General features: G+C 63.8%; 23 protein-coding genes. 12 read left to right on the top strand and 11 right to left on the bottom strand.

The features are described 5' to 3' along the window. Nucleotides 1–161 precede the first annotated feature (161 nt). Both LB572_RS18955 and LB572_RS18950 read left to right on the top strand, forming a co-directional pair. Entirely contained in the window at nt 162–989 is an 828-nt protein-coding gene (locus LB572_RS18955) for a helix-turn-helix transcriptional regulator (protein ID WP_224668767.1), read from the top strand. 189 nt (nt 990–1,178) lie between these two features. Then, complete coding sequence (locus tag LB572_RS18950; RefSeq protein ID WP_224668766.1) at nt 1,179–2,489, top strand: hemolysin family protein; 1,311 nt, start codon at nt 1,179–1,181, stop codon at nt 2,487–2,489. A 24-nt stretch (nt 2,490–2,513) separates the two neighbouring features. Here LB572_RS18950 and LB572_RS18945 read toward each other — a convergent pair whose 3' ends face one another. The 4 genes from LB572_RS18945 to LB572_RS18930 form a co-directional block, all read right to left on the bottom strand. After that, nucleotides 2,514–4,076: a DHA2 family efflux MFS transporter permease subunit gene (locus tag LB572_RS18945; protein WP_224668765.1), complete on the bottom strand. Its 1,563-nt coding sequence runs from the start codon at nt 4,074–4,076 to the stop codon at nt 2,514–2,516. Nucleotides 4,077–4,083: 7 nt separating this feature from the next. Further along, nucleotides 4,084–5,178: an HlyD family secretion protein gene (locus LB572_RS18940; protein ID WP_224668764.1), complete on the bottom strand. Its 1,095-nt coding sequence runs from the start codon at nt 5,176–5,178 to the stop codon at nt 4,084–4,086. Further along, a complete protein-coding gene (locus LB572_RS18935; RefSeq protein WP_140803963.1) occupies nt 5,175–5,723 on the bottom strand; it encodes a winged helix-turn-helix transcriptional regulator in 549 nt (182 codons plus the stop codon). The genes LB572_RS18940 and LB572_RS18935 overlap by 4 nt, the downstream gene beginning before the upstream one ends. Nucleotides 5,724–5,874: 151 nt before the next feature. Further along, entirely contained in the window at nt 5,875–6,855 is a 981-nt protein-coding gene (locus LB572_RS18930) for a quinone oxidoreductase family protein (RefSeq protein ID WP_224668763.1), read from the bottom strand. 97 nt (nt 6,856–6,952) lie between these two features. Here LB572_RS18930 and LB572_RS18925 point away from each other — a divergent pair, with 97 nt between their 5' ends. Then, the gene (locus LB572_RS18925) at nt 6,953–7,360 is read left to right on the top strand and encodes a winged helix-turn-helix transcriptional regulator (protein ID WP_224668762.1); all 408 of its coding nucleotides are present in this window, start codon (nt 6,953–6,955) and stop codon (nt 7,358–7,360) included. Nucleotides 7,361–7,411: 51 nt separating this feature from the next. On the opposite strand, the gene LB572_RS18920 is transcribed toward LB572_RS18925, so the two are convergent. Continuing rightward, the gene (locus tag LB572_RS18920; RefSeq protein WP_140803968.1) at nt 7,412–8,017 is read right to left on the bottom strand and encodes an NADPH-dependent FMN reductase; all 606 of its coding nucleotides are present in this window, start codon (nt 8,015–8,017) and stop codon (nt 7,412–7,414) included. Between the two features lie 90 nt (nt 8,018–8,107). On the opposite strand from LB572_RS18920, the gene LB572_RS18915 reads away from it, so the two are divergent. Continuing rightward, complete coding sequence (locus LB572_RS18915) at nt 8,108–8,476, top strand: winged helix-turn-helix transcriptional regulator (protein ID WP_140803969.1); 369 nt, start codon at nt 8,108–8,110, stop codon at nt 8,474–8,476. A gap of 170 nt (nt 8,477–8,646) precedes the next feature. Here LB572_RS18915 and LB572_RS18910 read toward each other — a convergent pair whose 3' ends face one another. Both LB572_RS18910 and LB572_RS18905 read right to left on the bottom strand, forming a co-directional pair. Next, nucleotides 8,647–8,850, bottom strand: a complete 204-nt coding sequence (locus LB572_RS18910) for a hypothetical protein (protein WP_224668761.1) — start codon at nt 8,848–8,850, stop codon at nt 8,647–8,649. 116 nt (nt 8,851–8,966) lie between these two features. Then, nucleotides 8,967–9,362, bottom strand: coding sequence for an acyl-CoA thioesterase (locus LB572_RS18905; protein WP_140803985.1), 396 nt, complete (start codon nt 9,360–9,362; stop codon nt 8,967–8,969). A 138-nt stretch (nt 9,363–9,500) separates the two neighbouring features. Between LB572_RS18905 and LB572_RS18900 the strand changes: the two genes are divergently transcribed. From LB572_RS18900 to LB572_RS18880, 5 genes are all read left to right on the top strand, one after another. After that, entirely contained in the window at nt 9,501–9,875 is a 375-nt protein-coding gene (locus LB572_RS18900) for a VOC family protein (RefSeq protein WP_224668811.1), read from the top strand. Nucleotides 9,876–9,985: 110 nt separating this feature from the next. After that, entirely contained in the window at nt 9,986–11,602 is a 1,617-nt protein-coding gene (locus LB572_RS18895; RefSeq protein ID WP_224668760.1) for a GMC family oxidoreductase, read from the top strand. After that, complete coding sequence (locus LB572_RS18890; RefSeq protein ID WP_224668759.1) at nt 11,599–12,810, top strand: mandelate racemase/muconate lactonizing enzyme family protein; 1,212 nt, start codon at nt 11,599–11,601, stop codon at nt 12,808–12,810. The genes LB572_RS18895 and LB572_RS18890 overlap by 4 nt, the downstream gene beginning before the upstream one ends. Then, nucleotides 12,807–13,724, top strand: coding sequence for an NAD(P)-dependent oxidoreductase (locus LB572_RS18885; RefSeq protein WP_224668758.1), 918 nt, complete (start codon nt 12,807–12,809; stop codon nt 13,722–13,724). The genes LB572_RS18890 and LB572_RS18885 overlap by 4 nt, the downstream gene beginning before the upstream one ends. 125 nt (nt 13,725–13,849) lie before the next feature. Beyond that, entirely contained in the window at nt 13,850–15,331 is a 1,482-nt protein-coding gene (locus LB572_RS18880) for an ankyrin repeat domain-containing protein (RefSeq protein ID WP_224668757.1), read from the top strand. A 15-nt stretch (nt 15,332–15,346) separates the two neighbouring features. Here LB572_RS18880 and LB572_RS18875 read toward each other — a convergent pair whose 3' ends face one another. After that, nucleotides 15,347–16,285, bottom strand: coding sequence for a diacylglycerol/lipid kinase family protein (locus LB572_RS18875; RefSeq protein WP_224668756.1), 939 nt, complete (start codon nt 16,283–16,285; stop codon nt 15,347–15,349). A gap of 805 nt (nt 16,286–17,090) precedes the next feature. Between LB572_RS18875 and LB572_RS18870 the strand changes: the two genes are divergently transcribed. Further along, on the top strand, nt 17,091–17,288 hold the full coding sequence (locus tag LB572_RS18870; RefSeq protein WP_224668755.1) for a hypothetical protein: 198 nt from the start codon (nt 17,091–17,093) through the stop codon (nt 17,286–17,288). Nucleotides 17,289–17,870: 582 nt separating this feature from the next. On the opposite strand, the gene LB572_RS34440 is transcribed toward LB572_RS18870, so the two are convergent. Beyond that, on the bottom strand, nt 17,871–18,404 hold the full coding sequence (locus tag LB572_RS34440) for a hypothetical protein (protein ID WP_263498140.1): 534 nt from the start codon (nt 18,402–18,404) through the stop codon (nt 17,871–17,873). A 158-nt stretch (nt 18,405–18,562) separates the two neighbouring features. Between LB572_RS34440 and LB572_RS18865 the strand changes: the two genes are divergently transcribed. Next, entirely contained in the window at nt 18,563–19,078 is a 516-nt protein-coding gene (locus LB572_RS18865; protein WP_224668754.1) for a hypothetical protein, read from the top strand. A 58-nt stretch (nt 19,079–19,136) separates the two neighbouring features. Here the strand turns inward: LB572_RS18865 and LB572_RS18860 are convergent, their stop codons facing one another. Continuing rightward, nucleotides 19,137–19,763 carry a hypothetical protein gene (locus tag LB572_RS18860; protein WP_224668753.1) on the bottom strand — a complete coding sequence of 209 codons (627 nt, stop codon included), beginning with the start codon at nt 19,761–19,763 and terminating at the stop codon, nt 19,137–19,139. A gap of 173 nt (nt 19,764–19,936) precedes the next feature. Here LB572_RS18860 and LB572_RS18855 point away from each other — a divergent pair, with 173 nt between their 5' ends. After that, a complete protein-coding gene (locus tag LB572_RS18855) occupies nt 19,937–20,419 on the top strand; it encodes a YegJ family protein (RefSeq protein WP_224668752.1) in 483 nt (160 codons plus the stop codon). A 3-nt stretch (nt 20,420–20,422) separates the two neighbouring features. Here the strand turns inward: LB572_RS18855 and LB572_RS18850 are convergent, their stop codons facing one another. After that, the gene (locus LB572_RS18850) at nt 20,423–21,394 is read right to left on the bottom strand and encodes a DUF3137 domain-containing protein (protein ID WP_224668751.1); all 972 of its coding nucleotides are present in this window, start codon (nt 21,392–21,394) and stop codon (nt 20,423–20,425) included. Between the last annotated feature and the right edge of the window lie 20 nt (nt 21,395–21,414).

Genomic DNA, 21,414 nt, shown 5'->3' with positions numbered 1-21,414 from the left:
TTCGGCTTGAGGCCTTCTTCGATTTGATTGCCCGCCGACTATGCGGCCGGGCCACGGCCGGGATCGATGACCCCTCGGGTCAAAAAGCGATCGCCGCGCAAGGCGTCATTTGACCTGCGAGGTCATGGCCCATGCTTTCCGGCTGCCCTAGGATGGCCGGCATGACCGTTCGACAGCCGCCATTTGGGGTGCTCCTTCGCCGTTGGCGCGAGAGGCGCCGCATGACCCAGGCGGACCTTGCGCTCAGCGCCGGCAGTTCGACGCGCCACCTCTCCTGCCTGGAGACCGGGCGATCGCAGCCGAGCCGGGAGATGGTGCTTCTGCTCGCGCAGCATCTCGATGTCCCGTTGCGGGAGCAAAACGCGTTGCTGCTCGCGGCGGGCTTCGCGCCATCGTTCGAGGAGCGATCGCTGGCCGAGCTTGCGTCGGCGCGCCAGGCGATCGATCAGGTTCTCCAGGCGCACAAGCCTTATCCTGCCTTCGCGATCGACCGGCATTGGAATGTCGTGCTTTCGAACGGCGCCCTGCCGCAGCTCTATGAGGGATGCTCGCCCGAGCTGCTTTGCCCGCCGATCAACGCCATCCGCCTGATCCTGCATCCGCTCGGCATGGGGCTGCGGATCGTCAACTTCGCCGAATGGCGCGCGCATTCGGTCGCGGTGTTGCGGCAACAGATCGATGCCACGCATGACCCGGCCATTCATGCCCTGCTCGCCGAAATTATGGCCTATCCGGTGCCTCTGGCAGGCGCCGAGCCGGTGCCCGCGGCTGCGTCGCGGCATTACGCGACGCCGCTTCGCATCGCGACGCGCCTGGGAACGGTCTCGTTCCTCAACACCAACATGATCTTCGGCACACCGACCGACGTCACCCTGTCGGAGCTGACGATGGAGATGCTTTTCCCGGCCGACGACGCGACGATTGCAATCGTCAAGGCGATGGTCGAGGAGAGCGCCGGCAACGACACTCCTTCGCAAAGAGCCGGCTGATCTGGGCGCGAGTGCAATCGTTGAAAATGACCATATCGCCGAACGACCCTTCTCTTTCTCCAAATGCCTGCAACATGTGATGGCGCTCCACGCCGTGCTCCAGGCCGGTCCGTCATGCTCCAGATTGTCATCTTCCAAAAATACCGGCAGGCTATTTTCGAATGCACTGCAGCAATGCTATTGACGCCCATGCTTTATGTTGAAATCGCCGTTGTGGCCGTCCTCATTCTGGTGAACGGCCTCTTGTCGATGTCGGAGCTCGCCATCGTCTCGTCGCGGCCGGCCCGCCTCAAGGCGATGATCGACCGCAACGTCAAGGGCGCCGGCCGCGCGCTGGCGCTCGGCTCCAATCCCGGCAAGTTCCTGTCATCGGTGCAGATCGGCATCACCCTGGTCGGCGTTCTCTCGGGCGCGTTCTCGGGCGCCACGCTCGGCGAACGGCTGGCGCAATATCTGGCCTCGACCGGTATCCGCGAAAACATCGCCGACCCCGTCGGCGTCGGCATAGTCGTCGCTTTGATCACCTATGCCTCGCTTATCGTCGGCGAGCTGGTGCCGAAGCAGATCGCCTTGCGCGATCCCGAGCGCGTCGCCGCCCGCGCGGCGCCCGCAATGACCGTCGTTGCCACGATCTCGGCGCCGCTTGTCTTCCTGCTCGATATTTCCGGCCGCGCCATTCTCTGGCTGCTGGGCCAGAGCGGCGAGGCGGAAGAGAAGGTCACCGACGAGGAGATCAAGATGCTGGTCGCCGAGGCCGAGCATCACGGCACCATCGAATCCGACGAGCGCCGCATGATTGCCGGCGTCATGCGCCTCGGCGACCGCGCCGTGCGCGCCGTGATGACGCCGCGCACCGAGGTCGACTGGCTCAACCTGCAATCCGACGAACCGGTGGTTCGAAAGCTTTTGATGGATACCCAGCATTCGCGCCTGCCTGCCGGCGACGGCAATGTCGACGCCATGGTCGGTGTCATCCAGACGCGCGACGTGCTGGCCGCCCTGCTGGCCGGCAGGGTGCTGGATCCGCGCCAGCACGTGCGCGCCGCCCCCATCGTGCATGACCAGGCCGACGCGCTCGACGTCTTGCAGAAGCTGAGGGAATCGGACGTGCCGATGGCGCTGGTCCATGACGAATACGGCCATTTCGAAGGCATCGTCACGCCGGCCGACATCCTCGAAGCGATCACCGGCGTGTTCCGCTCCGACCTCGAGGCCGGCGAGGAAGAGAACGCCGTCAAGCGCGATGACGGCTCATGGCTGCTTGCCGGTTACATGCAGGCCGACGAGATGGCCGAGGTGCTCGGCATCGACCTGCCCGAAAACCGCGACTACGAGACCGTCGCAGGCTATGTGCTGTCGCATCTGCATCATCTGCCGACTACCGGCGAATGCGTCGACGCGCAAGGCTGGCGTTTCGAGGTGGTCGACCTCGACGGCCGCCGTATCGACAAGCTGATCGCCACCCGCCTGCCCGACGGCCATCGCCCAGTGGCGCGCTGATAGACCGCTTCAACTCGGCGGCGCTCAATGCGCATCCGGCGGCGGTGCCTTCGGCGTCACGTTGCGCAGGAACGGGACCAGCGCCGTGGCGATGACGAAAGCCGCCATGATGACCAGGAACGCATCTGCGTAGGCCATGGTGGAAGCCTCGCGATAGGCGAGCTGCCAGAGTTGCTTCAGCGCGGCGGCGTGACCGTCGTCGATGGCGCCAGGCAGCTGACCATAGCGTTGCGCCACATTGTCGAGCAGGCGCATCGCCGTCTCGTTCTGCGGCGTCAGGTGCGAGGCGATCGTCAGGAAATGGAAGTTGGTGCGGTTGTTGAGGATCGCGCCGCAGATGGCGATGCCCACCGCGCCGCCGAGGTTGCGCATGGTGTTGAACAGGCCGCTGGCATATTTCAGCCGGTCCGGCGGCAGGCTGCCGAGCCCGAGATTGACGCTGGGCGCCACGGCGAAGACCTGCGGGAAGCCGCGGAACAGTTGCGGGATGAGGAGTTCGGCCGAGCCCCACTGGCTGGTGATGGCGGAAAAACTCCACATCGATGCGCCGAAGGACGCCAGGCCGAACATCATCAGCCAGCGCGTATCGAAGCGCTTGGCGAGGAAGATGTAGACCGGAACGCCCACCATCGATGCGACGCCGGTGGAAAACACCGCCAGTCCGGTTTCGAGCGCGTTGTAGCCGCGCACGTAACCCAGAAATAGCGGCGTCAGGTAGATCGTCGCGAAGATGCCGATGCCGGTGATGAAGGACAGGAAGCAGCCAATGGCGAAGTTGCGGTTGCCGAAGGCGCGGAAGTCGACCACCGGCTGCGCATAGGTCAGGCTGCGGACGACGAACAGGATGAGCGTGACCACGGCGACGACGGCGCCGTTGCGGATCGTCGCGTCGTCGAACCAGTTCCAGCGCGAGCCTTCCTCGAGCACATATTCCGCCGTGCCGAGACTGACCGCCATCAGCGCCATGCCGATATAGTCCGCGCCCTTGAGCAAAGACGGATCGGCTTTGTCGATCTTGACCAGCAGCGCAACGAGGACGGTGATGACCACGCCGGGGATGACATTGACGTAGAACAGCCAGTGCCAGTTCAAGGTGTCGGTGATCCAGCCGCCGATGACCGGCCCGAGCGTCGGCGCGATCGAGGCGATGCTGCCGACGACCGCGGCCGCATAGACCCGCCTTGGGCCCTGGAAATAATGGAAGGACGAGGTGAACACCGTCGGGATCATCGAGGCGCCAAGCAGCCCCTGCAGCGCCCGGAACACGATCATGCTTTCGATATTCCAGGCAAAGCCGCACAGCATGCTCGCCAAAGTGAAACCAGCCGCCGAGATGGTGAAGAGCCACCGGGTCGAGAAGACGCGGGTGAGCCAGCCCGACAGCGGGATGACGATGATCTCCGCCACCAGATAGGAGGTCTGGACCCAGCCGATCTGGTCCTGCGCGGCCGACAAGCCGCCGCCGATATCCTGCAGCGAGGAGGCCACGATCTGGATGTCGAGCAGCGCGATGAACATCCCCACGCACATCACCATGAACGGCAGGATGCTGGCGATGAAGGATTGCGGGGCGGCCGGCGCTGACATGGCGCCCTCAGCGCGATCCGGTATCGACGGTGACGACAGTCGACAGGCCAGGCCGCAGCGCCACCTTGCTCGCCTGGTCGGCGTCGATGGTGATCCTGACCGGCACCCGCTGCACGATCTTCGTGAAATTTCCGGTCGCGTTCTGCGGCGGGATCACGCTGAAGATCGCTCCGGTGGCCGGTCCCAGGCTGGTGACATGGCCCTTGAGCGGCTGGTCGGGAGCGACATCGGCATAGACGGTGGCGGCCTGTCCGTCGGCCATGGCGCGCAACTGGTCTTCCTTGAAATTGGCGTCGACCCACAGGCCCGAAGCAGGAACGATGGTCAAAAGGTAGCTGCCCGGCGAGACATAGGTGCCCACCTGCGCCAGCCGATTGCCGACAATGCCGTCGATCGGCGAGCGGATTTCGGTGAAGCCGAGGTCGAGCTGCGCCGTATCGAGATCCGCCTTGGCGGCCGCGACTTCCGCGGTCGCTTCCGAAATCTGGGTGTTGAGGACATCGAGCTGCTGCCTCGACGCGGCAAGCGCCGCCCGCGCGGCGGCGACGGATGCCTGCGCCTGGCCGTCGGCCGCGGCGCTCTTTTGGGCGTCCTGTTGCGAACCGGTCCTGGCGCTGGCAAGCACCGCGTAGCGCTTGGCATCCTGCGCGGTGAAAGCGGCGGCGGCGCTCTTGGCATCGAGATCGGCGCTGGCCTGTTCGATCAGCGAGTTCTGTAGCGAGACCTGGGCGCGCAGATTGTCGAGCGCCGACTGCTTCTGCTGCACCGATGCCTGCGCGCGTTCCAGCGCGGCCTTGAAAGGCCTGTCGTCGATGCGGATGACAGGCTGGCCGGCGGTGACATGCTGGTTATCTTCGACCAGGACCTGATCGATATGGCCGGCGACACGCGGCGCCAGCGGCGTGACGTTGCCGCCGACATAGGCGTCGTCCGTCGTCACCAGGAAGCGGTTGGCCTGCCACCACCCGACGCCATACCATCCGGCGGCAGCGATCGCGATCAGCGCAGCGCCGAGCAGCAACGGCTTGCGCCGCTTCCTGGCCGGCTTCGGGATATCAACGACCGTGGTCTGCAATTCGGCCGGGGAAAGGGCCTTGTTCATCTGCTTTTCGCCTCCTCCTGGCCGCCATCAGCGTTCTCGACCAGCGGAAAGCCCGAACCTTCGGTGCTGAAACGATAGCGCTGCCGCATTCGGTCGGTGGCCATCGGGGCGGTCGCCATGGCGAAGCCGCCGCCGTCCAGATCCCTGCCGGTCTCCCGGTCGACCAGGACCGGCTCGGCCCAGCGCCCGTCCGCCTTGTCCACCACGACCAGGCTCGGCCCCTCGGGCGCCAGATGCTTGTTGCCCCAGGCGAGCAGCGAAAGAAGCACCGGCCGGAAATCGCGGCCCTTGGCGGTCAGCACATATTCATGCCGAAGCGGCCGCTCGCAGTAGGCGCGCTTCTCGAACAGCCCGCGCTCGACCAGGCTGTTCAGCCGCCGCGTCAGGATGTTCGGGGCGATATCCAGGCTCTTCTGGAACTGGTCGAAGCGTGTGAGGCCCTGGAATGCGTCGCGCAGCAAAAGGATGCTCCACCACTCGCCGACCTCGTCGAGGCTGCGGGCGATAGGGCATGGACGCGTTTCGAAGCTCGTCTTCGCAACCATCTTCGTGACTCACTATCAAGATGAAAGTCACAAATAGCCGAGTCAATTGCATAATGCAAGTCACTAAGCGGCAAGGCTCTGGGACCGGCCGACACAAAGTCGTGAGGGCGCACGGCAGGCGAGTCGGGAAAGCCGCGGACGAAGTCATCGATCAGGGCAGCAGCACGACCTTGCCGGTAGCGCGGCGCTCTTCCAGCAATCGATGCGCGTTGCCTGCTTGATGGAGCGGAAAGCGGCCGCCGATCGTCACCTTCAGCCGGCCGCTCGCTGCGAGGTCGAACAGCTGCAACAGGTCCGTCCTGAGACTATCGGGAAACAAGAGCGGCAACAGGGCAAAGCCCTTGAGCGACTGATTGCGGCCGATCATCGCTTCGAGGTCTGAGGCCGACAGTCGAAAGCGGCCGAGCGCCGCGAACAGCAGCTCGCCGCCGGGCGCCAGGAGGTCGAGAAATTGCTTGGTCAATGCGCCGCCGACGGTGTCGTAGACGGTTCCGACGCCCAGGCCGTCGCTCGCCTCGCGGCCCCGCGCCGGCCAATCCGCTTCGCTGGTATCGATCGCCAGATCGGCACCGAGCGACAGGGCGAAATCGCGCCTGGAAGTACCGCCGGCCAGCGCGATGACGCGACGAGCGCCCTGCCCCTTGGCCAGTTGGACAAGCAGCGAACCGACGCCACCGGCGGCAGCGGGAACCAGCACCGTCCTGCCGGCCGGCGGGCTTTGCCGCAAAAGATGCAAGGCGGTCAGCCCCTGCACCATCAAGGCGGTCGCATCTTCGAAGGAAAGCGCGCCCGGCAGCGGCACGACGAGGCCGGCGTCGATCGTCACATATTGGGCATAGCCGCCGAATGGCCTGGCCGAGACGAACAGCGGTGCCGCCACGCGGCTTCCTAAAAGTCGCCGGTTAACGCCCTCGCCGACCGCCTCGACCGTGCCGGCGACTTCGACGCCGGGGAACACCGGCAGGCTCGGCGTGACGGCGTAGCGATCCGCACGCATCAGCACTTCGAAGAAGTTGACGCCGGCGGCCCCAACCTTGACTAGGACCTCGCCGGGTCCCGCGACGGGCGTTGGCGCGTCGACGACCTCCAGCACGTCGGGACCGCCGAAACGGCTGAACTGGATGGCTTTCATGGCAGGCTCCGATCGCTATGGCGTCGGCCGCCCTTTGCCACTATCTGCGCTGTCGCAGCTACACACGGATTTGTCCGCTGCACACCAGGAGGTGACCATGGCCCAAATCGCCAAACGACGCGTGATCAAGCGCCTGCCGATGCTGCCGGCGGAACGCGCGCTGAAGGTGATCTCCGGCCGCTGGAAGGCGGTGATCCTCTATTATCTCTTCGACGGTCCGCGCCGGCTTTCGGCGCTCAAGGCTCAGATGCCCGACATCACCCAGAAGGTGCTGATCGACCAGCTGCGCGAGATGGAGGAGCACGGGCTGGTCGACCGCGAGATCTTCGCCGAGATCCCGGCGCGGGTCGAATATTCCGCGACGGCGCTCGGCCTCAGCCTCGAGCCCATCCTGCTGGCGCTTTGCCAGTGGGGACAGCACCACGCCGACGCGCTGGACGAGCAGGCACATCTTGCCGATTGCATCATCAGGCCAAGGCAGGCCATCGAGGCTTCCGCAAACTAAAAAGGGCGGCGCAAGCGCCGCCCTTCGGGAGGATGACTACAGTCGGGCTCTTTAAGCGGCCTGGGCTTCGCCGGCGATCGCGTCGGCGGCACGCGCCGCCTTCAGCACCTTGGCCCACCAGGCGACGTCATTGACCAGCGCCGCGGCGGCCTGGTTCAGATGTTCGAGATCATCGAGCTTCTTCTCGCCCTGGCGCACCGCAAGGAAATCACCCCAGGCGATATGGACGGCCGACTTGACCGGCGCCATCTGCAACTCGACGGCGATCAGGCGGAGCTGTTCGACCGCGCGCGCGCCGCCGACCGAGCCATAGCCGACAAAGCCGGCCGGCTTCTTGTTCCATTCATTGGCGGCGTAATCGATGGCGTTCTTCAGGACACCGGTCGGAGCGTGATTGTATTCGGCGGCGGTGAAGATGAAGCCGTCGAACTCGGCGACCTTCTTTTGCCAGCGCTGCGCCACTTCGTTCTGCGACGGCGCCCAGGCGGAGGAAGCGACCTCGTCGAAGAAGGGCAGCGGCCAGTCGCGCAGATCGACGATCTCGACGTCGATATCGGCGTGCGACTTGGCGATCTTGGCGATCCACTGGGTCGGCACGTCGGCGAAGCGGGCGGCGCGCGTCGAACCGACGACAATGGCGATTTTGGGTTTGGACATAAGGGGCTCTCCTTGCGGGAATTTCTGGTATCGTTTGGATACCGGCGCTATATGTGATACTGACAAACCAGCGCGCAAGGAGGCACGTTTTTGTTACTGAGGCACCCGCACATCACCGAGGACTGCCGTGCAGTGTCGGAAATCCTGCAACGGGTCGGCGACAAATGGACCGTGCTCGTCGTCGGCAAGCTGGGCGACGGGGCGATGCGCTTCAACGAATTGCGCGCCGCCGTCGGCGGCATTTCGCAGAAGATGCTGACCACCACCTTGCGCGGCCTGGAGCGCGACGGCTTCGTCACGCGCAAAGTGTTTCCGACCATTCCGCCACGTGTCGATTACGAGCTGACCGAGCTCGGCCACGAGCTGCTCGTGCCGGTCGGCGCGCTCGGCGAATGGGCGCGCAAGAACACCAATCGGGTCCGCGAAGCGCGCGCGAAATTCGACGGCCAGCAGGCCTGAAACCCTTGTAGTTCAAAGGTTTATGAACCATTGGATGAACCGTGCATCACAGCGCCGGCCCTGTCGCACCTTCCGGCTTTGATCAGCTCCGCTGCGGCCTCGCCGCCAGCCTCGCCGGCGTCACCGCGCAACCGTCTCGACAAGGACGACTGTCTTTAGCCGACTGCCGATCAGGCGCTTGGAGCGGTGCTGCCGCAGCACGCCGTCGAGCAGCTTTCCGATTGCGCGGCTCTCTTGCCGGCCACTGCCTGATCCCGCATGCAGGCGACGCGCGGAAGGTCTTTCCTGACCTCCATATAGGCCGTTATACCGAGCAGGCAGACCAGCGCGATTAGGGCTGCCACGAGCCAGCCGTTCAGCATGTGTTGACGCATTGTTTTCCCCCCGCGCCCTCAAACTGGGGCGCGAAGGCAACCATTGGATGTCGCGAAGCGCATCTCCCGCGCGGCTGTTGTTACAAAACCGCAAGCCTGGGAGAATCAGGGACCCGTCAGCTCTCGGCCGGAACCGGCTTCGGCTTGCCTTCGCCGTCGAGCGCCACCATGACGAAATCGGCATGAGTGACCTTTTCCATCAGGTCGGAAAGGTAGCGCTGCGCCCAGGCCTCGACCTTGAGCACCATCGAGGTGCGGCCGACGCGCTCGACATGGGTGTAGATGCAGAGCGTGTCGCCGATCTTCATCGCCTTGGCGAAGGACATCTCCTTCACGGCCGCCGTCACGACGCGGCCCTTGGCGCGCTCGGCGGCGCGGATGCCGCAGGCAAGGTCCATCTGCGCCATCACCCAGCCGCCGAAGATGTCGCCGGCAGCATTGGCGTCGGAGGGCATGGCGAGCGTCCTCAAAGTGAGATCGCCGAGAGGTCTTCCGTCCGCGTAGTGCACCATGGCGAAATCCTCTCCTGAAGCGATCACCTCATCCCCGTAGCGTCGCTCCCTTCACCCGTCAACGCGCGCACTGCTGACAGCTGGAGCTTTCGATCCTAGGCTATGTCCGCAGAACGGCCTGGGGGGAAGGAATTGGCTTTGCCGCTCAATCGCATCATCCTTTACGTCAGAAACATCGAAACGGCGGTGACTTTTTACGAAAGGCACTTCGGCTTCAAAGCGCATCGTGAGGAAGGTGACAGGATCGTCGAACTGGTCAATCCAGCCGGCGGTGCAAGTCTCATGCTTCATCTCGCGGCGAAGGGGCAGAAAAGAGGACAATCGACCGTCAAATTGGTCTTCGATGTCGAGGACATCGAAACCTTTGCCGCTGGCAGCGCAAAGGAAGGGCTGGAATTCGGCGCCCTGCACCGGGCCGACGGCTATGTCTTCGCCAACGCCCGCGATCCAAGCGACAACCCGATATCGATCTCGAGCCGCGCCTTTCGCAAAAACGACAGTACCGTCGGTTGAGCGCAAAGACGCCGGTCGCTTTTTTCACAAGCCATGCCGGAAGCCACGGCGACGCCGCGAGCCGGCAATGTCTAGGCTAGGCCGCGAATTTCGGAGCGCGCCCGCCCACCATGCAGACTTATGATTTCATTATCGTCGGCTCCGGCTCGGCCGGCTCGGTCGTTGCCGACAGGCTGTCGGCTTCCGGCCGTTTCTCCGTGCTGGTGCTAGAGGCCGGCGGAACCGACCAGCGGTTCTACGTCCAGATGCCGCTCGGCTACGGCAAGACCTTCTTCGACCCGGCCGTCAACTGGAACTACAAGACGGAACCGGATCCTGGCCTCGCCGGCAACACCGACCACTGGCCGCGCGGCAAGTTGCTCGGCGGATCGAGCTCGATCAACGCCATGGTCTTCATCCGCGGCGCGCGCGAGGATTTCGACGCCTGGGCCGCCGCCGGCAATCCCGGCTGGAGCTATGACGATCTCCTGCCCTCCTTCAAGGCGATGGAAGACAATGCGGCCGGCGCCGACCGGTGGCGCGGCGTCGGCGGACCGCTGCACGTCACCGACTGCACCAACGCGGTTCACCCGCTGACCAAGCGCTATCTGGCAGCCGGGCAGCAGGCGGGCCTGCCGTTCAATCCGGATTTCAACGGCGCCTCCCAGGAAGGCGTCGGCGTCTACCAGATCACGACCAGGAACGGCCGCCGCATGTCGGCCGCCCGTGCCTTCCTGCGGCCGGCGATGAAACGCGCCAACGTCCGCGTCGAAACCAACGCCCTGGCGACAAAAATCCTATTCGAGGGCAAGCGTGCCGTCGGCGTCGAATATGAGCAGAGTGGCGAGAGGAAGACGGCGCGCGCCGGCCGCGAGGTGATCCTATCGGGCGGCTCGATCAACTCGCCGCAACTGCTGCAGCTGTCCGGCGTCGGTCCCTCGACCTTGCTCGGCAATCTCGGCATCCCGGTCGTCCGCGTAAACGACAATGTCGGCGCCAATCTGCAGGACCATGTCGGCATCAACTACACCTTCAAGGGCAAGCTGCCGACGCTGAACCAGATCCTTAGGCCTTGGTGGGGCAAGCTGCTGGTCGGCATGCAATACATCCTCTTGCGCTCCGGTCCGCTGTCGCTGTCGATGAACAATGCCGGCGGCTTCTTCCGCACCGACTCCTCGATGACGCGGCCGAACATGCAGCTCTATTTCCAGGCCTTCTCGACCGTCATCCCGAAGAGCGGCGAGCGTCCGATCCTGACGCCCGACCCCTGGCCGGGCTTCTCGATCGGCCTGTCCAACTGCCGGCCCTCGAGCCGCGGCGAGATCATGATCCGCTCGAACAATCCGCGCGACTATCCGAGGATCACGCCCAACGCCTATTCGACCAATGCCGATGTTGACGAAATGCTGGCGGCGGTGAAGTTCGTGCGCAGGATCGCCGCGATGCCGGCGATGGCCGAGATCATCGAGGAAGAGGTGCTGCCCGGCCCCTCGATCCGGTCGGACGCCGACCTGATCCAGGATTTCAGGAAGCGCTCGGGCACCGTCTACCACCCGGTCTCGACCTGCCGCATGGGCCCCGATGCGTTGCGCGCCGTCGTCGATCCGCGGCTCAAGGTACACGGGCTGGACGGCTTGCGCGTCATCGACGCTTCGATTTTCCCCGACAACATCACGGGCAACACCAACGCCGCCTCGATCCTGACCGGATGGAAGGGCGCCGAACTGGTTCTGGAGGATCACAAATGAAAATCACCGACGTGAAGACCTGGGTTGTCGGCAACCCGCCGCCCGGCATCGGCGGCAAATATTTCATCTTCGTCAAGCTCACCACCGATGGCGGCGTGGTCGGCTATGGCGAGGCCTATAACGCCACCTTCTCGGCGCATGTCACCGCGAGGATGATCGAGGACATGGCCGAACGCTATCTCGTCGGCCGCGATCCGCACGACATCGAGAATTTCTTCCGCCGCGCCTATTCCTCCGGCTTCACCCAGCGCCCCGACGTCTCCGGCATGGGCTGCTTCTCGGCGCTGGAAATTGCCTGCTGGGACATCGTCGGCAAGGAGGCCGGCAAGCCGGTCTACAAGCTGCTCGGCGGCCAGGTGCATGAGACGCTGCGCTCCTACACCTATCTCTATCCGCACACCGGCAGCGTTCATTCCGAGGACGCGCGCGGCAAGAACGTCTACAACGACCCCGACATGGCCGCCGCCTGCGCGCTGGAATATGTCGAACAGGGCTTCAACGCCGTGAAACTCGACCCGGCCGGACCCTACACCGCCTATGACGGCCACCAGCCGCGCCTCATCGACATCGATCTGTCGGCGCGCATGATCAAGGCGATCCGCGAGGCGGTCGGCACCAGGGCCGATATCCTGTTCGGCACGCATGGCCAGTTCACGGCTTCGGGCGCGCTGCGCATGGCCCGCGCCATCGAGCCCTACGATCCGCTGTGGTTCGAGGAGCCGGTGCCGCCTGATATGCCCGAGGTGATGGCTCAGGTCGCCCGCCAGACCTCGATCCCGATCGCCACCGGCGAGCGGCTGACGACGAAGTTCGAGTTCGCCCGCGTCATCGAGAACCGCGCCGCGACCATCCTGCAGCCGGATCTCGGCCGTTCCGGCGGCATTCTTGAAACCAAGAAGATCGCAGCCATGGCCGAGGCCTACCATATCCAGGTCGCGCCGCACTGCTATTGCGGCCCGATCGTGGGTGCGGCCAACATTCAGCTCGCGGTGACGCTGCCCAATTTCCTCATCCTGGAATCGCTCAAGCAGTGGGACGGCTTCCACGAAAAGCTGCTCAAGAAGAAGATCGAATGGCAGGACGGCAACGTCATCCCCTCGAAGGAGCCGGGCCTCGGCGTCGAGCTCGACGAGGCGGTCTGCGATGCGCATCCCTACAGCGGCAAGGACCTGCATCTGCAGATGATGCAGACGCCGTTGATGCCGTGACCCTCGCTTACGCCTTCATCGGCCTTGGCCATCTTGGCGGCAACCTTGCCGCCAGCCTGCTGCGCAACGGCTTCGCCGTCACCGTCTTCGACCGCGACCCGGCGGCGGTTGAGCGCCTCGTCGCGCTCGGCGCCATTGCGGCGGCGAGCCCGGCCGAAGCCGCTTCTCGCGCCGGCAACGCCATCACCTGCCTGCCTTCGCCGAAGGTCAGCGAAGCGGTGCTCGTCGGCCCCGACGGACTGCTTCAGGGTCTGCCCAAGGGCGGCACCTGGATCGAGATGTCGACCAATGGCCGCGACGAGATCCTGCGGCTGGCGGCCCTCGCCTCGGCCCAGGGCATCGAGACGCTCGAATGCCCGGTCACCGGCGGCGTGCATCTGGCGGCGGTGGGCAGGATCACCGCGCTCGTCGGCGGCGACGCCGCCCTCTACGAACACCATCGGCCGGCGATCGAGGCGATGTGCGCAAAATCCTTCCTGATGGGGCCGGTCGGCTCGGCGGCGGTGATCAAGGTCATCACCAACATGCTGGCCTTCATCCATCTTGTCGCCGCCGGCGAGGCGCTGATGCTGGCCAAGCAGGGCGGCCTCGACCTCGCCCAGGCCTATCATGCCATCGTCGCCTCTTCCGGCAACAGCTTCGTCCATGAGACCGAAAGCCAGCTCGTGCTCAACGGCTCCTACGACATCGGCTTCACCATGGACCTGGCGCTGAAGGACCTCGGCTTCGCGCTCGCAATGGGCAGGGATTTCGGCGCGCCGCTCGATCTGGCATCGCGCGTCAACGCAATCTTCGAGGAGGGCAAGCGCGCCTATGGCGGCGATGCCTGGTCGACGCAAATCGTCAAATTGCTCGAGGATACGGTCGGCACTGAGCTTCGCGCGCCGGGTTTTCCGGCCAGGCTCGAACTATAACCGGCAAGTATTTAGCCAGCTTTCTCAGCCGCTTAGCGCAAATCCTCGAATCAACCTCTCAGCCGCTTGATTCAAAATCTCAGTTCCCGTCAGATATCTTTGGATCGAAGCTCGGGGGGTAGCTGATGTATCTGGCGGTTGTTGTGCTCTTGATGGGCGTCTTTCCCGTCGCCTCCATCCTGATCGAAGCCTTTGGGCTTCACAGCGATGCCGGCCTCTGGTTTCTCATCGGAAAATGGTTCGTCTTCTGGGGCGTTGGCATTCGATTGCTTCTCGCCGGCATAAGGCAGATGGCCAATCCCGCCTTCACCGCCGACAGCATCTTCGGCATCAAGGACAAGGCGGCGGAGACCATCGTGCGCGAACTGGGCTTCGGCAACTTCGCCATCGGCACGCTCGGCGCCCTGTCGCTGCTGAACCGCGAATGGGTCGTGCCGGCGGCCATCGCCGGCGGCCTGTTCTATGGTCTGGCGGGAGCGCTGCACCTGCGCAAAGCCGATCGCAACACCAACGAAACATCGCCATGGTCTCGGACCTGTTCATTTTCCTGGTTCTGCTCCTCTATCTTGCCGCGACGATTTTCAAGTCAGCTTAGTCAGCAACTCATCGCGTTGGCGGAACCAGATATGAAGAGACTGACTTTGCTCGTATGTCTGGCGTTGTGTGGATTTGACAACGCTTCTACGGCTGCGGAAACGCACACAGCCTCATCCGTCCTTCCAAAGGATTTGAGCAAGCTGGAGGGGATGTACTGGTATAATTTCCAGACCGACTTTTTTGACAACGGGAAGACGGAAAAGCACGACGCTACTGACGTCCTGGAATTGGTTCCATACGACAAGGACTCAATGTATTTTCGGGCGTCGCTGCAATTTTCCAACGGTCATTCCTGCTCGATTTCCGGAATAGCTGAACGGGATCAGGGACAGTTTACCTACTATGATACGACCTATGGAAACGGGTGCGTGCTGCATGTCGTCCCGACGCCGACGAGCGTGACTTTGAACGACCCGACAGGCCAGTGCCGGGCAATGAGTTGCGGTGCTAGAGGTGTTTACGGCTACGAGAAATTCTCGCCGAAGCACCGGAAGAAAATCACCTATATGGCCACGCTGACAAACTCCCCTCAATATCAAAAAGCCGTCACGGATTATCAGAGGGTGAAAGCTGCCAAGGCGCACGGTATCGCCCCTCAGTGGGCAAATGCCAAAGCCATGCTTGGAACCTATGCCTTTTGGGGCAATGTGGAGGGCGTCAAACAGGCTCTGATCCAAGGTGCGGATTTCGAATTGAATGATGAGCAAAGATGGGGGCCGGTATCGGGCGCTGGATACAGGCGGGATATAGAAATCACCCAGCTCATGCTTGATCGTGGAATGGATATCAACAAAGTTGAAAAGGGAAAGACCCTGCTCGCCAATGCTTCCTACAATGGCCCGGGGCAGCCGGCCGGCGACCAGCAGTTCGCCTACATAAAATGGCTGCTTGAGAAGGGCGCGAATCCCAACATTCCAGACAGCGCCGGACAAAAGCCTGTCGATATAGCCGTTGGGACACAGGCCGATCAGCGAGTTGTCGAGTTGCTGAAGGCCAATACCAAACACTAGATCGACCGCAACGCGTCAACCTCTCAGCGTCAGCGCGCCGGGCAGGATCTCGAACGTCGCCGGAATCCGGCCCGGCGACTCGCCGTCTATGTCGACCAGCGCGCCGTTCTTCTCCGCATCGCCCAATGGCTCGACCAGCACCTTGCGGCCGCGCAGGATGGTGATCGCCGGATGGTTGCGATGCCGGCCGCCATAGAGCAGGCGGATGTCCCTTATCAGGCCGAGCTTGCCGGCGGCGCGCAGGATGACGATGTCGAACTGGCCGTCGGCGAGCTCGGCGTCCGGGGCGATCATCATGCCACCACCGAAGAATTTGCCGTTCGCCACCGCCACCAGCGCCACGCGCGCCTCGACCGGCTCGCCGTCGTCGATGGTGATCCGGACGTCCTGGAAGCGATAGCGGACGAACTCCAGCACGGTGCGCCAGAAGAACAGCGCCTTGGCCGAGACCCTGCCCATGCGCTTGTCGGTATTGACGGCGCGATCCGTCGCGCCGGACAGGCCGAGGCTGGCGATATTGATGAAATGCCGGCTGGCCAGCGCGCCATGGTCGTCGATGTAGCAGATGCGGCCGGCATCGATCTTGCGCCCCTCGGCGTCGGCGATTTTCTTGACCGAGGCGCCTATGCCGCGCGGCAGGCCAAGCCCGCGCGCGAAGTCGATGCCGGTGCCACAAGGCAGGAGCCCAAGCGCGCTTTCGCGGCCACTTTCCTGCCGCGCCTGCAGCAGCCCGTCGGCCACCTCGCTGGCGGTGCCGTCGCCGCCGGCAGCGATCACCAGTTCGCACCCGCTGGCTGCGAGGTCGATCGCCAGCCGCTCGGCATCGCCGCCGGTTTGCGTCTCGCGCAGGTCGAAATCGCCGAAATTCGCCTTGAGCGACGCCGCTGCCTCCGCCCAATGCCGCTTGAGCCTGCCGCCTCCGGCAACCGGATTGAGAACCACCCCGACCTTCAAGCCGACCTCCCCCGAGGCACGTCGCAAATATGCGGCGGCACCCGCGCTGCGACCAAAGTCTTTTGCCGGCATTGAAACGCGGACGGGGCGGCGGGGCAAGGCTCCAACGTCCAGGGTCGCTAAAAAAACGGGCAGGCTGTCTAAGGGGCTCAGCCGAAAGATTCCGAGGCTTTTGCCATTGGTCCCCGATAATCCCGCTATCCACAGGGCTGCCGGCATTCCCCAAACCCCTTACCCGGCGTACGTTAAACCCATCTCAGGCGGCCACTGAACGCCCCAGCCGAAAGGCAAAAGCGCAAGGCGGATTTCCTGAGGCCCGTACGGCCCGGAACGAGAGCAGGCTTGCCTGTTTCAGGGACGGATGCCGAGACCTACGGGTGCCGCGGAAAGCGTGCCAACGCCGACGGCGGACCGATGCTGCCATGAAGGCCGGGAAAAACCTTCGATGGCACGCTGGGCGAAGCCCGCAAGGGTGGAGATCGGCGTGGTCTGGAACGGGAGCTGCCCTCGGGTGGCGACTGGCAGGACCGTCAAAATCAAGGCTGGCCTGGCGCGACGACTTTACGGAAGTTGCTGCCTTAACCGGTTCTGATCTGACAGGGAGGCGCTGGGAGAAATCCCAGCGCCGACTGTCTTTTTGGGGACGACTTCCCGACTGGTTGTCGCGATGCGCTGCCAAGCGGACGAGAGGCGCTTCCCGGGGATCGCCCGCGCCGGTAACCGGTTTCGCGCTTTGTTGCGGAGCCGGGCTGTTCCCCGCGCCAAAATCGGCTAACGTTCGGCGTGACGTGAAGGGGGATACTTCATGCCGCTGAGCCGCAAGCTTGCCATCGCCGGCATCTTCGCCGACCGTGCCGGCCTTTTGCCGATATGCCGACCCCTCGATCCACAGCATGATCCCGAAAAGTGGGAACCGGTTTTCGGGGCAAGATCATGCTCCAGCAAAGAGCTGGATCGTGATGGCGATTCAACGAAACGCCGTCACGATCCGGGCACGGCCTGACATGTTCCTGCTGCGCTGGCTGAGACGGCTCATCAAGACAATTCTCTGGTTGGTCGTTATCGCGGTGCTGATCCCGGTCGTCGGGCTGGCCTACGGCTTTCTCACCACCCCGGCGCTCGACAAGACCCCATTGCCCGGCATCGCCGACGGAGCTCCGCCGGCACAACTCGCCGCGAAGGTCCGGCAAGCGATACCGGACTATCAGTCGCCCGCGCCGTCGACCTGGCTCGCTTATCCGAAATGGGCAACCATCCATGCCGCGCACGACTACGCCGCCTTTGTCGGCAAGGATCAGCCCAGCGGCTTTCCCTATTGGGCCTATGTCGGCCATTACTGGCAGGACTATGCGATGATCATCCGTGTGACGTCTGCTCGTGGCATCGACACCCTCGATTACGTCGCGCCGACGCTCATCGGCACCGGCCTGACGATCGACCACGCCATCCAGTGGGCCTACGAGAACACGGTCGGCCGAGTAACCGAAGCAACCGCCGGCAAGCGCGTCGCGGCCGACATCTACCAGGCCAAGGTCGCCGGCGATTACGCCGGCTTTCTCGACAAGGCGCCCTGGTCCGATTTTCCCTATGCCGAAAAGCGCGCCGGCCTGTTTGCGGTCGAGCCCGCCGCCGGCGACGACTCCATCCGCACCAGCGAACGCAAGCTCGCCTTCGGCCTGGCCGACACAATCAAGCAATGGTGCGCCGATCTCAGCAGATCGGTTTTGGCCAGCGCCGGCGATCCGAGCCCGCCCGACATCCATGTCTGGGCCAAGGGCCCGGTCGGCGAGGCGGCGCGCAACGAGCCGGACACGCTTCTCGAACGCGATCTCGGCGGCGACGGCACCATCTTCGTCACCAGCCGCTCGCAGGCCTTTACCGGGATGATCCCGCGCCTCATCGACAAGGGAATCTCCTTCGTCGAGATCGGCGGCAAGGACGAGATCATGATCACGGTGACCTCGGGCGCGGAGATCGCCGCCCCCGAAGGCGCGCGCATCCTGTTCAGCCAGCCCATCCCGATACCGCCCGACACGCGCCGCACCGCGCTGGCCGTCGCCGTGGCAAGCTGCACTTGGTCCTGCCGGCTCTGGCCAAGGCCGGTGCCAAATTGGAACATGTCTACGCCGACGACTGAGGCATTTCGGTCACAGTCGCCGGCTGAGCAACCTTCGGAAACGTGCCGTCATCCACATTTCACAATGGCGGCCAAATCCCGCCTTGTTCGGCATGGATTGATGCGAGCGGGGTGGGGAGAAATTTCGAAGGGACAAGACCGTGATCAAGACCGCCCTTGTCGCCATGACCATTGTCGGCTGCGACTGCGATGCCAAGCTGTGCGAATATATCGGCGAGACGCCGGCCAAATGGGCGACGGTCGCCGATTGCGAGGCGGCGATGAAGAGCCAGATGCTGCACCAGCGCAACTTCAACTATCCGCTGGTTTCGGGCATCTGCCGCGTCAAGGGCTCGGCCTCTTCCTCCGAGCTTGCCGCGAAAGCCTCCAGGCCGGATCTGACGCCAAAAAACCGCGTTGTCGAAACCATCGCCCCGCTGCCGCCCGAGCTCGACCATCGCCCGAGCGCTCCGGTCGGAGGAACGGTGACCGCCAGCGAGACGGAAGCCGCGAAGCCCGTCGCCTTCGACGGATCGGTGGATGGCGGTCGCGCCGTGATTTACCGTACCAAAACCGGCTATGCCGTGGTCAAGACCGATCTCAGCCGCGCCGCCGGCGCAACGGTCGACGCGGCGAAGCGCTCGGCGAGCTGGCTGGCCGGGTTGACGGGTCTGTAAGCCAATTCAAGGCGCGTCAGATTCAAGTCAGGCCGCCCTCACCTGAATATCGTCCGCCTTACAGCTTGATCTTCAAGGTCTCCCAAAACTTGTCGATCAGCGGCTGTTCCGTGGCGTTGTCCGGATCGCCGATGCGCGTGATGAAGAGCAGTCCCTGATCGGCGGTGCCGAAGCCTACGATCTCGAAATCCGCGCTGTCGGTACGCGTCTTCACGGTCGCCTTGAGCCCCGTTAACGCCTTGCCGTCGGCTAACTTGCGGCTCGTCGGCTGCTGCGTCAGCTGCCCGCCCGCCTGGATCGTTTCCTTGGTCATCTCCTGCAGCATCAGCTGGTTGAGCGAGACGGGGTTCATCTTGTCGTACTTCTGCACCACGACCAGGGTGCCGAGCGCCGATGCCATCAGATACTGGGCGATGCCGTCGCCGAGATCGGTCTTGGTGACCGAATTGGTGCTCGGATGGACGAAAGAGAATGTGCCGCCCGAGAAGGTCGCGAAATCATTGTGCTCGATCCGCACCTTGCTGGTCTTGCCGCCGGGCAAGGTCACCTCGACATCCTCGCCGGGATCGATGTCGACGGTCACGCCGTCGATCGTCAGCTTGAAGGCCTTCGGGTCCTCGGCACGGGCAAGCCCGGTGCAAAGCACGATCGCTGCGAACGCCACTGCCGCAAATCTCAGTCGCATATCCTGTCCTCTCCGCGCAATTGGACGCATTTGGTGGCCTTCGCTTCGGCTGCCGAAGCCATTCCCGCTTATCATGCCCCGATGAAGATCAGCGACGGCGGCGAGCCGCAGTTCGATTGATAATCCCGACATATTACAGGAAGATAGTGGTCTTGACCGGGTTGGGGGATGTCATGACAATTGCCGTTCGTATCGCGCTATGCCTGCTGCTGGCGCTCGCTCCTTCGCATGCTCGGGCGCAAAGCGACGACAAGGCCATGATGATCGCCTCCGACGACGCCGAGATGGCGGCGGCGATCGAAAAGGCGCGATCGAGCCTCGATGAATTCCTGGCTTTGTCCGACACCCCGCCGCCCGGAACCGACAAGTTCAAGCTGAAGGTGATGATCGCCGACGGCAATGCGACGGAGCATTTCTGGGTCATCCCCTTCAAACGGACCGAGACCGGCTTCGTCGGCATATTGGCGAATGAGCCTGAAGTCGTTCAAAACGTCGTCCTCGGCCAGAACATCGAATTCACAAGGGACGATATTTCCGACTGGGGCTACACCAGGAACGGCCATCAGGTCGGCAGCTTCACCGTCTGCGTGATGCTCAAGAAGATGTCGAAGGAAGAGGCCGACTACATGCGTACTCAATACGGCTTCGACTGCTGAGGTCTATCCGCTCACTTCATCCCTCGCGCCGATCTTGCGCACCAGTGCAGCGGTGGCCAGCATCGCGCCAAAATCGGTGATCATTGGCGCGACGTGCATGTTGTAATCGATCGGCTGCGAGATGTCCGGCAGCTCGAAGAAGTTCTTGGACCTCGGCATCAGCAGAAAGCCGTCGCTGCCGCTGAGCGCCAACCGCGCCTGGTCGTAGGGCCATGTCTCGCGCAGCCAGGTCAGCGCCTGCGCCATCCGGCCGGTGACCAGCGGCCGCGCCGCCTCGACATTGTCGGTGCGGAATTCATAGGTGGCATCGAGGTCTTCGACGCCGGAGGACAGCTCCTGCATCTTGCTGGCGAACACGCCACGGAAGAAATGCGCTACCTTGCCGGCCTTGCGCGCCGCCACCAGCGTGCCCGGGAACGGCTCGATGGTCTCGAAGGCGACGATGACGCCCTTGAAAGCGGTCGTCTCGCTTTTGCCGGAGCCCTCCCAGAGCTTCGCCTCGTAGAGCTCGAAGGGAAAATCCTCGTAGCGCCCGGAAATGACGTCGTCGAAACTCTGGCGGCTGAAAGCGGCGACGGTTTCGCGCGGCATCCTGTCGAAGGAGTTCGGCCGCGTGCCATGCTGGTAGCGCACGTCGCGCACGAAGCCGAAGATCATCGGCAGCAGCGTGTCGCGGAACGATTGCTGCAGCCGGGTCGCTGGTCTCAGCGCCTGGAAATAGAGCAGCACCGCGACGACGAGGCCGCCGAGATAGAGAAAGACATGCGGCGTCGAGAACCATTGTTCGTGAGGATCGGCGGCAGCGTTGAACAGCCAGGCGATGAGCACGACGAAGACGACGACGATGCCGACGAACACCGGCACCCGCCAGCGCACCTGTCGCTGGGCCGACGCCCGTTTCGCCTCATAACCCTCGATGCCGCGCCTGATGCCTGCGATCACCGCCTCGCTCGGCATGAAATCCGCTGCTTCCATGGCCACCCCGGCCGCCGCTG

It is taken from the genome of Mesorhizobium sp. BH1-1-5 (assembly GCF_020165615.1).
Lineage (GTDB): Bacteria > Pseudomonadota > Alphaproteobacteria > Rhizobiales > Rhizobiaceae > Mesorhizobium.
Note: the sequence above shows the minus strand (reverse complement) of the source record. Positions and strands in the feature narration are given on the sequence as shown.

What these genes read in the sequence shown, in the direction of transcription:
- LB572_RS18955 (WP_224668767.1), top strand. Translation starts at nt 162, where the DNA reads ATGACCGTTCGACAGCCGCCATTTGGGGTGCTCCTTCGCCGTTGGCGC.
- LB572_RS18950 (WP_224668766.1), top strand. Translation starts at nt 1,179, where the DNA reads ATGCTTTATGTTGAAATCGCCGTTGTGGCCGTCCTCATTCTGGTGAAC.
- LB572_RS18945 (WP_224668765.1), bottom strand. Translation starts at nt 4,076, where the DNA reads ATGTCAGCGCCGGCCGCCCCGCAATCCTTCATCGCCAGCATCCTGCCG.
- LB572_RS18940 (WP_224668764.1), bottom strand. Translation starts at nt 5,178, where the DNA reads ATGAACAAGGCCCTTTCCCCGGCCGAATTGCAGACCACGGTCGTTGAT.
- LB572_RS18935 (WP_140803963.1), bottom strand. Translation starts at nt 5,723, where the DNA reads ATGGTTGCGAAGACGAGCTTCGAAACGCGTCCATGCCCTATCGCCCGC.
- LB572_RS18930 (WP_224668763.1), bottom strand. Translation starts at nt 6,855, where the DNA reads ATGAAAGCCATCCAGTTCAGCCGTTTCGGCGGTCCCGACGTGCTGGAG.
- LB572_RS18925 (WP_224668762.1), top strand. Translation starts at nt 6,953, where the DNA reads ATGGCCCAAATCGCCAAACGACGCGTGATCAAGCGCCTGCCGATGCTG.
- LB572_RS18920 (WP_140803968.1), bottom strand. Translation starts at nt 8,017, where the DNA reads ATGTCCAAACCCAAAATCGCCATTGTCGTCGGTTCGACGCGCGCCGCC.
- LB572_RS18910 (WP_224668761.1), bottom strand. Translation starts at nt 8,850, where the DNA reads ATGCGTCAACACATGCTGAACGGCTGGCTCGTGGCAGCCCTAATCGCG.
- LB572_RS18905 (WP_140803985.1), bottom strand. Translation starts at nt 9,362, where the DNA reads ATGGTGCACTACGCGGACGGAAGACCTCTCGGCGATCTCACTTTGAGG.
- LB572_RS18895 (WP_224668760.1), top strand. Translation starts at nt 9,986, where the DNA reads ATGCAGACTTATGATTTCATTATCGTCGGCTCCGGCTCGGCCGGCTCG.
- LB572_RS18890 (WP_224668759.1), top strand. Translation starts at nt 11,599, where the DNA reads ATGAAAATCACCGACGTGAAGACCTGGGTTGTCGGCAACCCGCCGCCC.
- LB572_RS18880 (WP_224668757.1), top strand. Translation starts at nt 13,850, where the DNA reads ATGTATCTGGCGGTTGTTGTGCTCTTGATGGGCGTCTTTCCCGTCGCC.
- LB572_RS18870 (WP_224668755.1), top strand. Translation starts at nt 17,091, where the DNA reads ATGCCGCTGAGCCGCAAGCTTGCCATCGCCGGCATCTTCGCCGACCGT.
- LB572_RS34440 (WP_263498140.1), bottom strand. Translation starts at nt 18,404, where the DNA reads ATGTTCCAATTTGGCACCGGCCTTGGCCAGAGCCGGCAGGACCAAGTG.
- LB572_RS18860 (WP_224668753.1), bottom strand. Translation starts at nt 19,763, where the DNA reads ATGCGACTGAGATTTGCGGCAGTGGCGTTCGCAGCGATCGTGCTTTGC.
- LB572_RS18855 (WP_224668752.1), top strand. Translation starts at nt 19,937, where the DNA reads ATGACAATTGCCGTTCGTATCGCGCTATGCCTGCTGCTGGCGCTCGCT.
- LB572_RS18850 (WP_224668751.1), bottom strand. Translation starts at nt 21,394, where the DNA reads ATGGAAGCAGCGGATTTCATGCCGAGCGAGGCGGTGATCGCAGGCATC.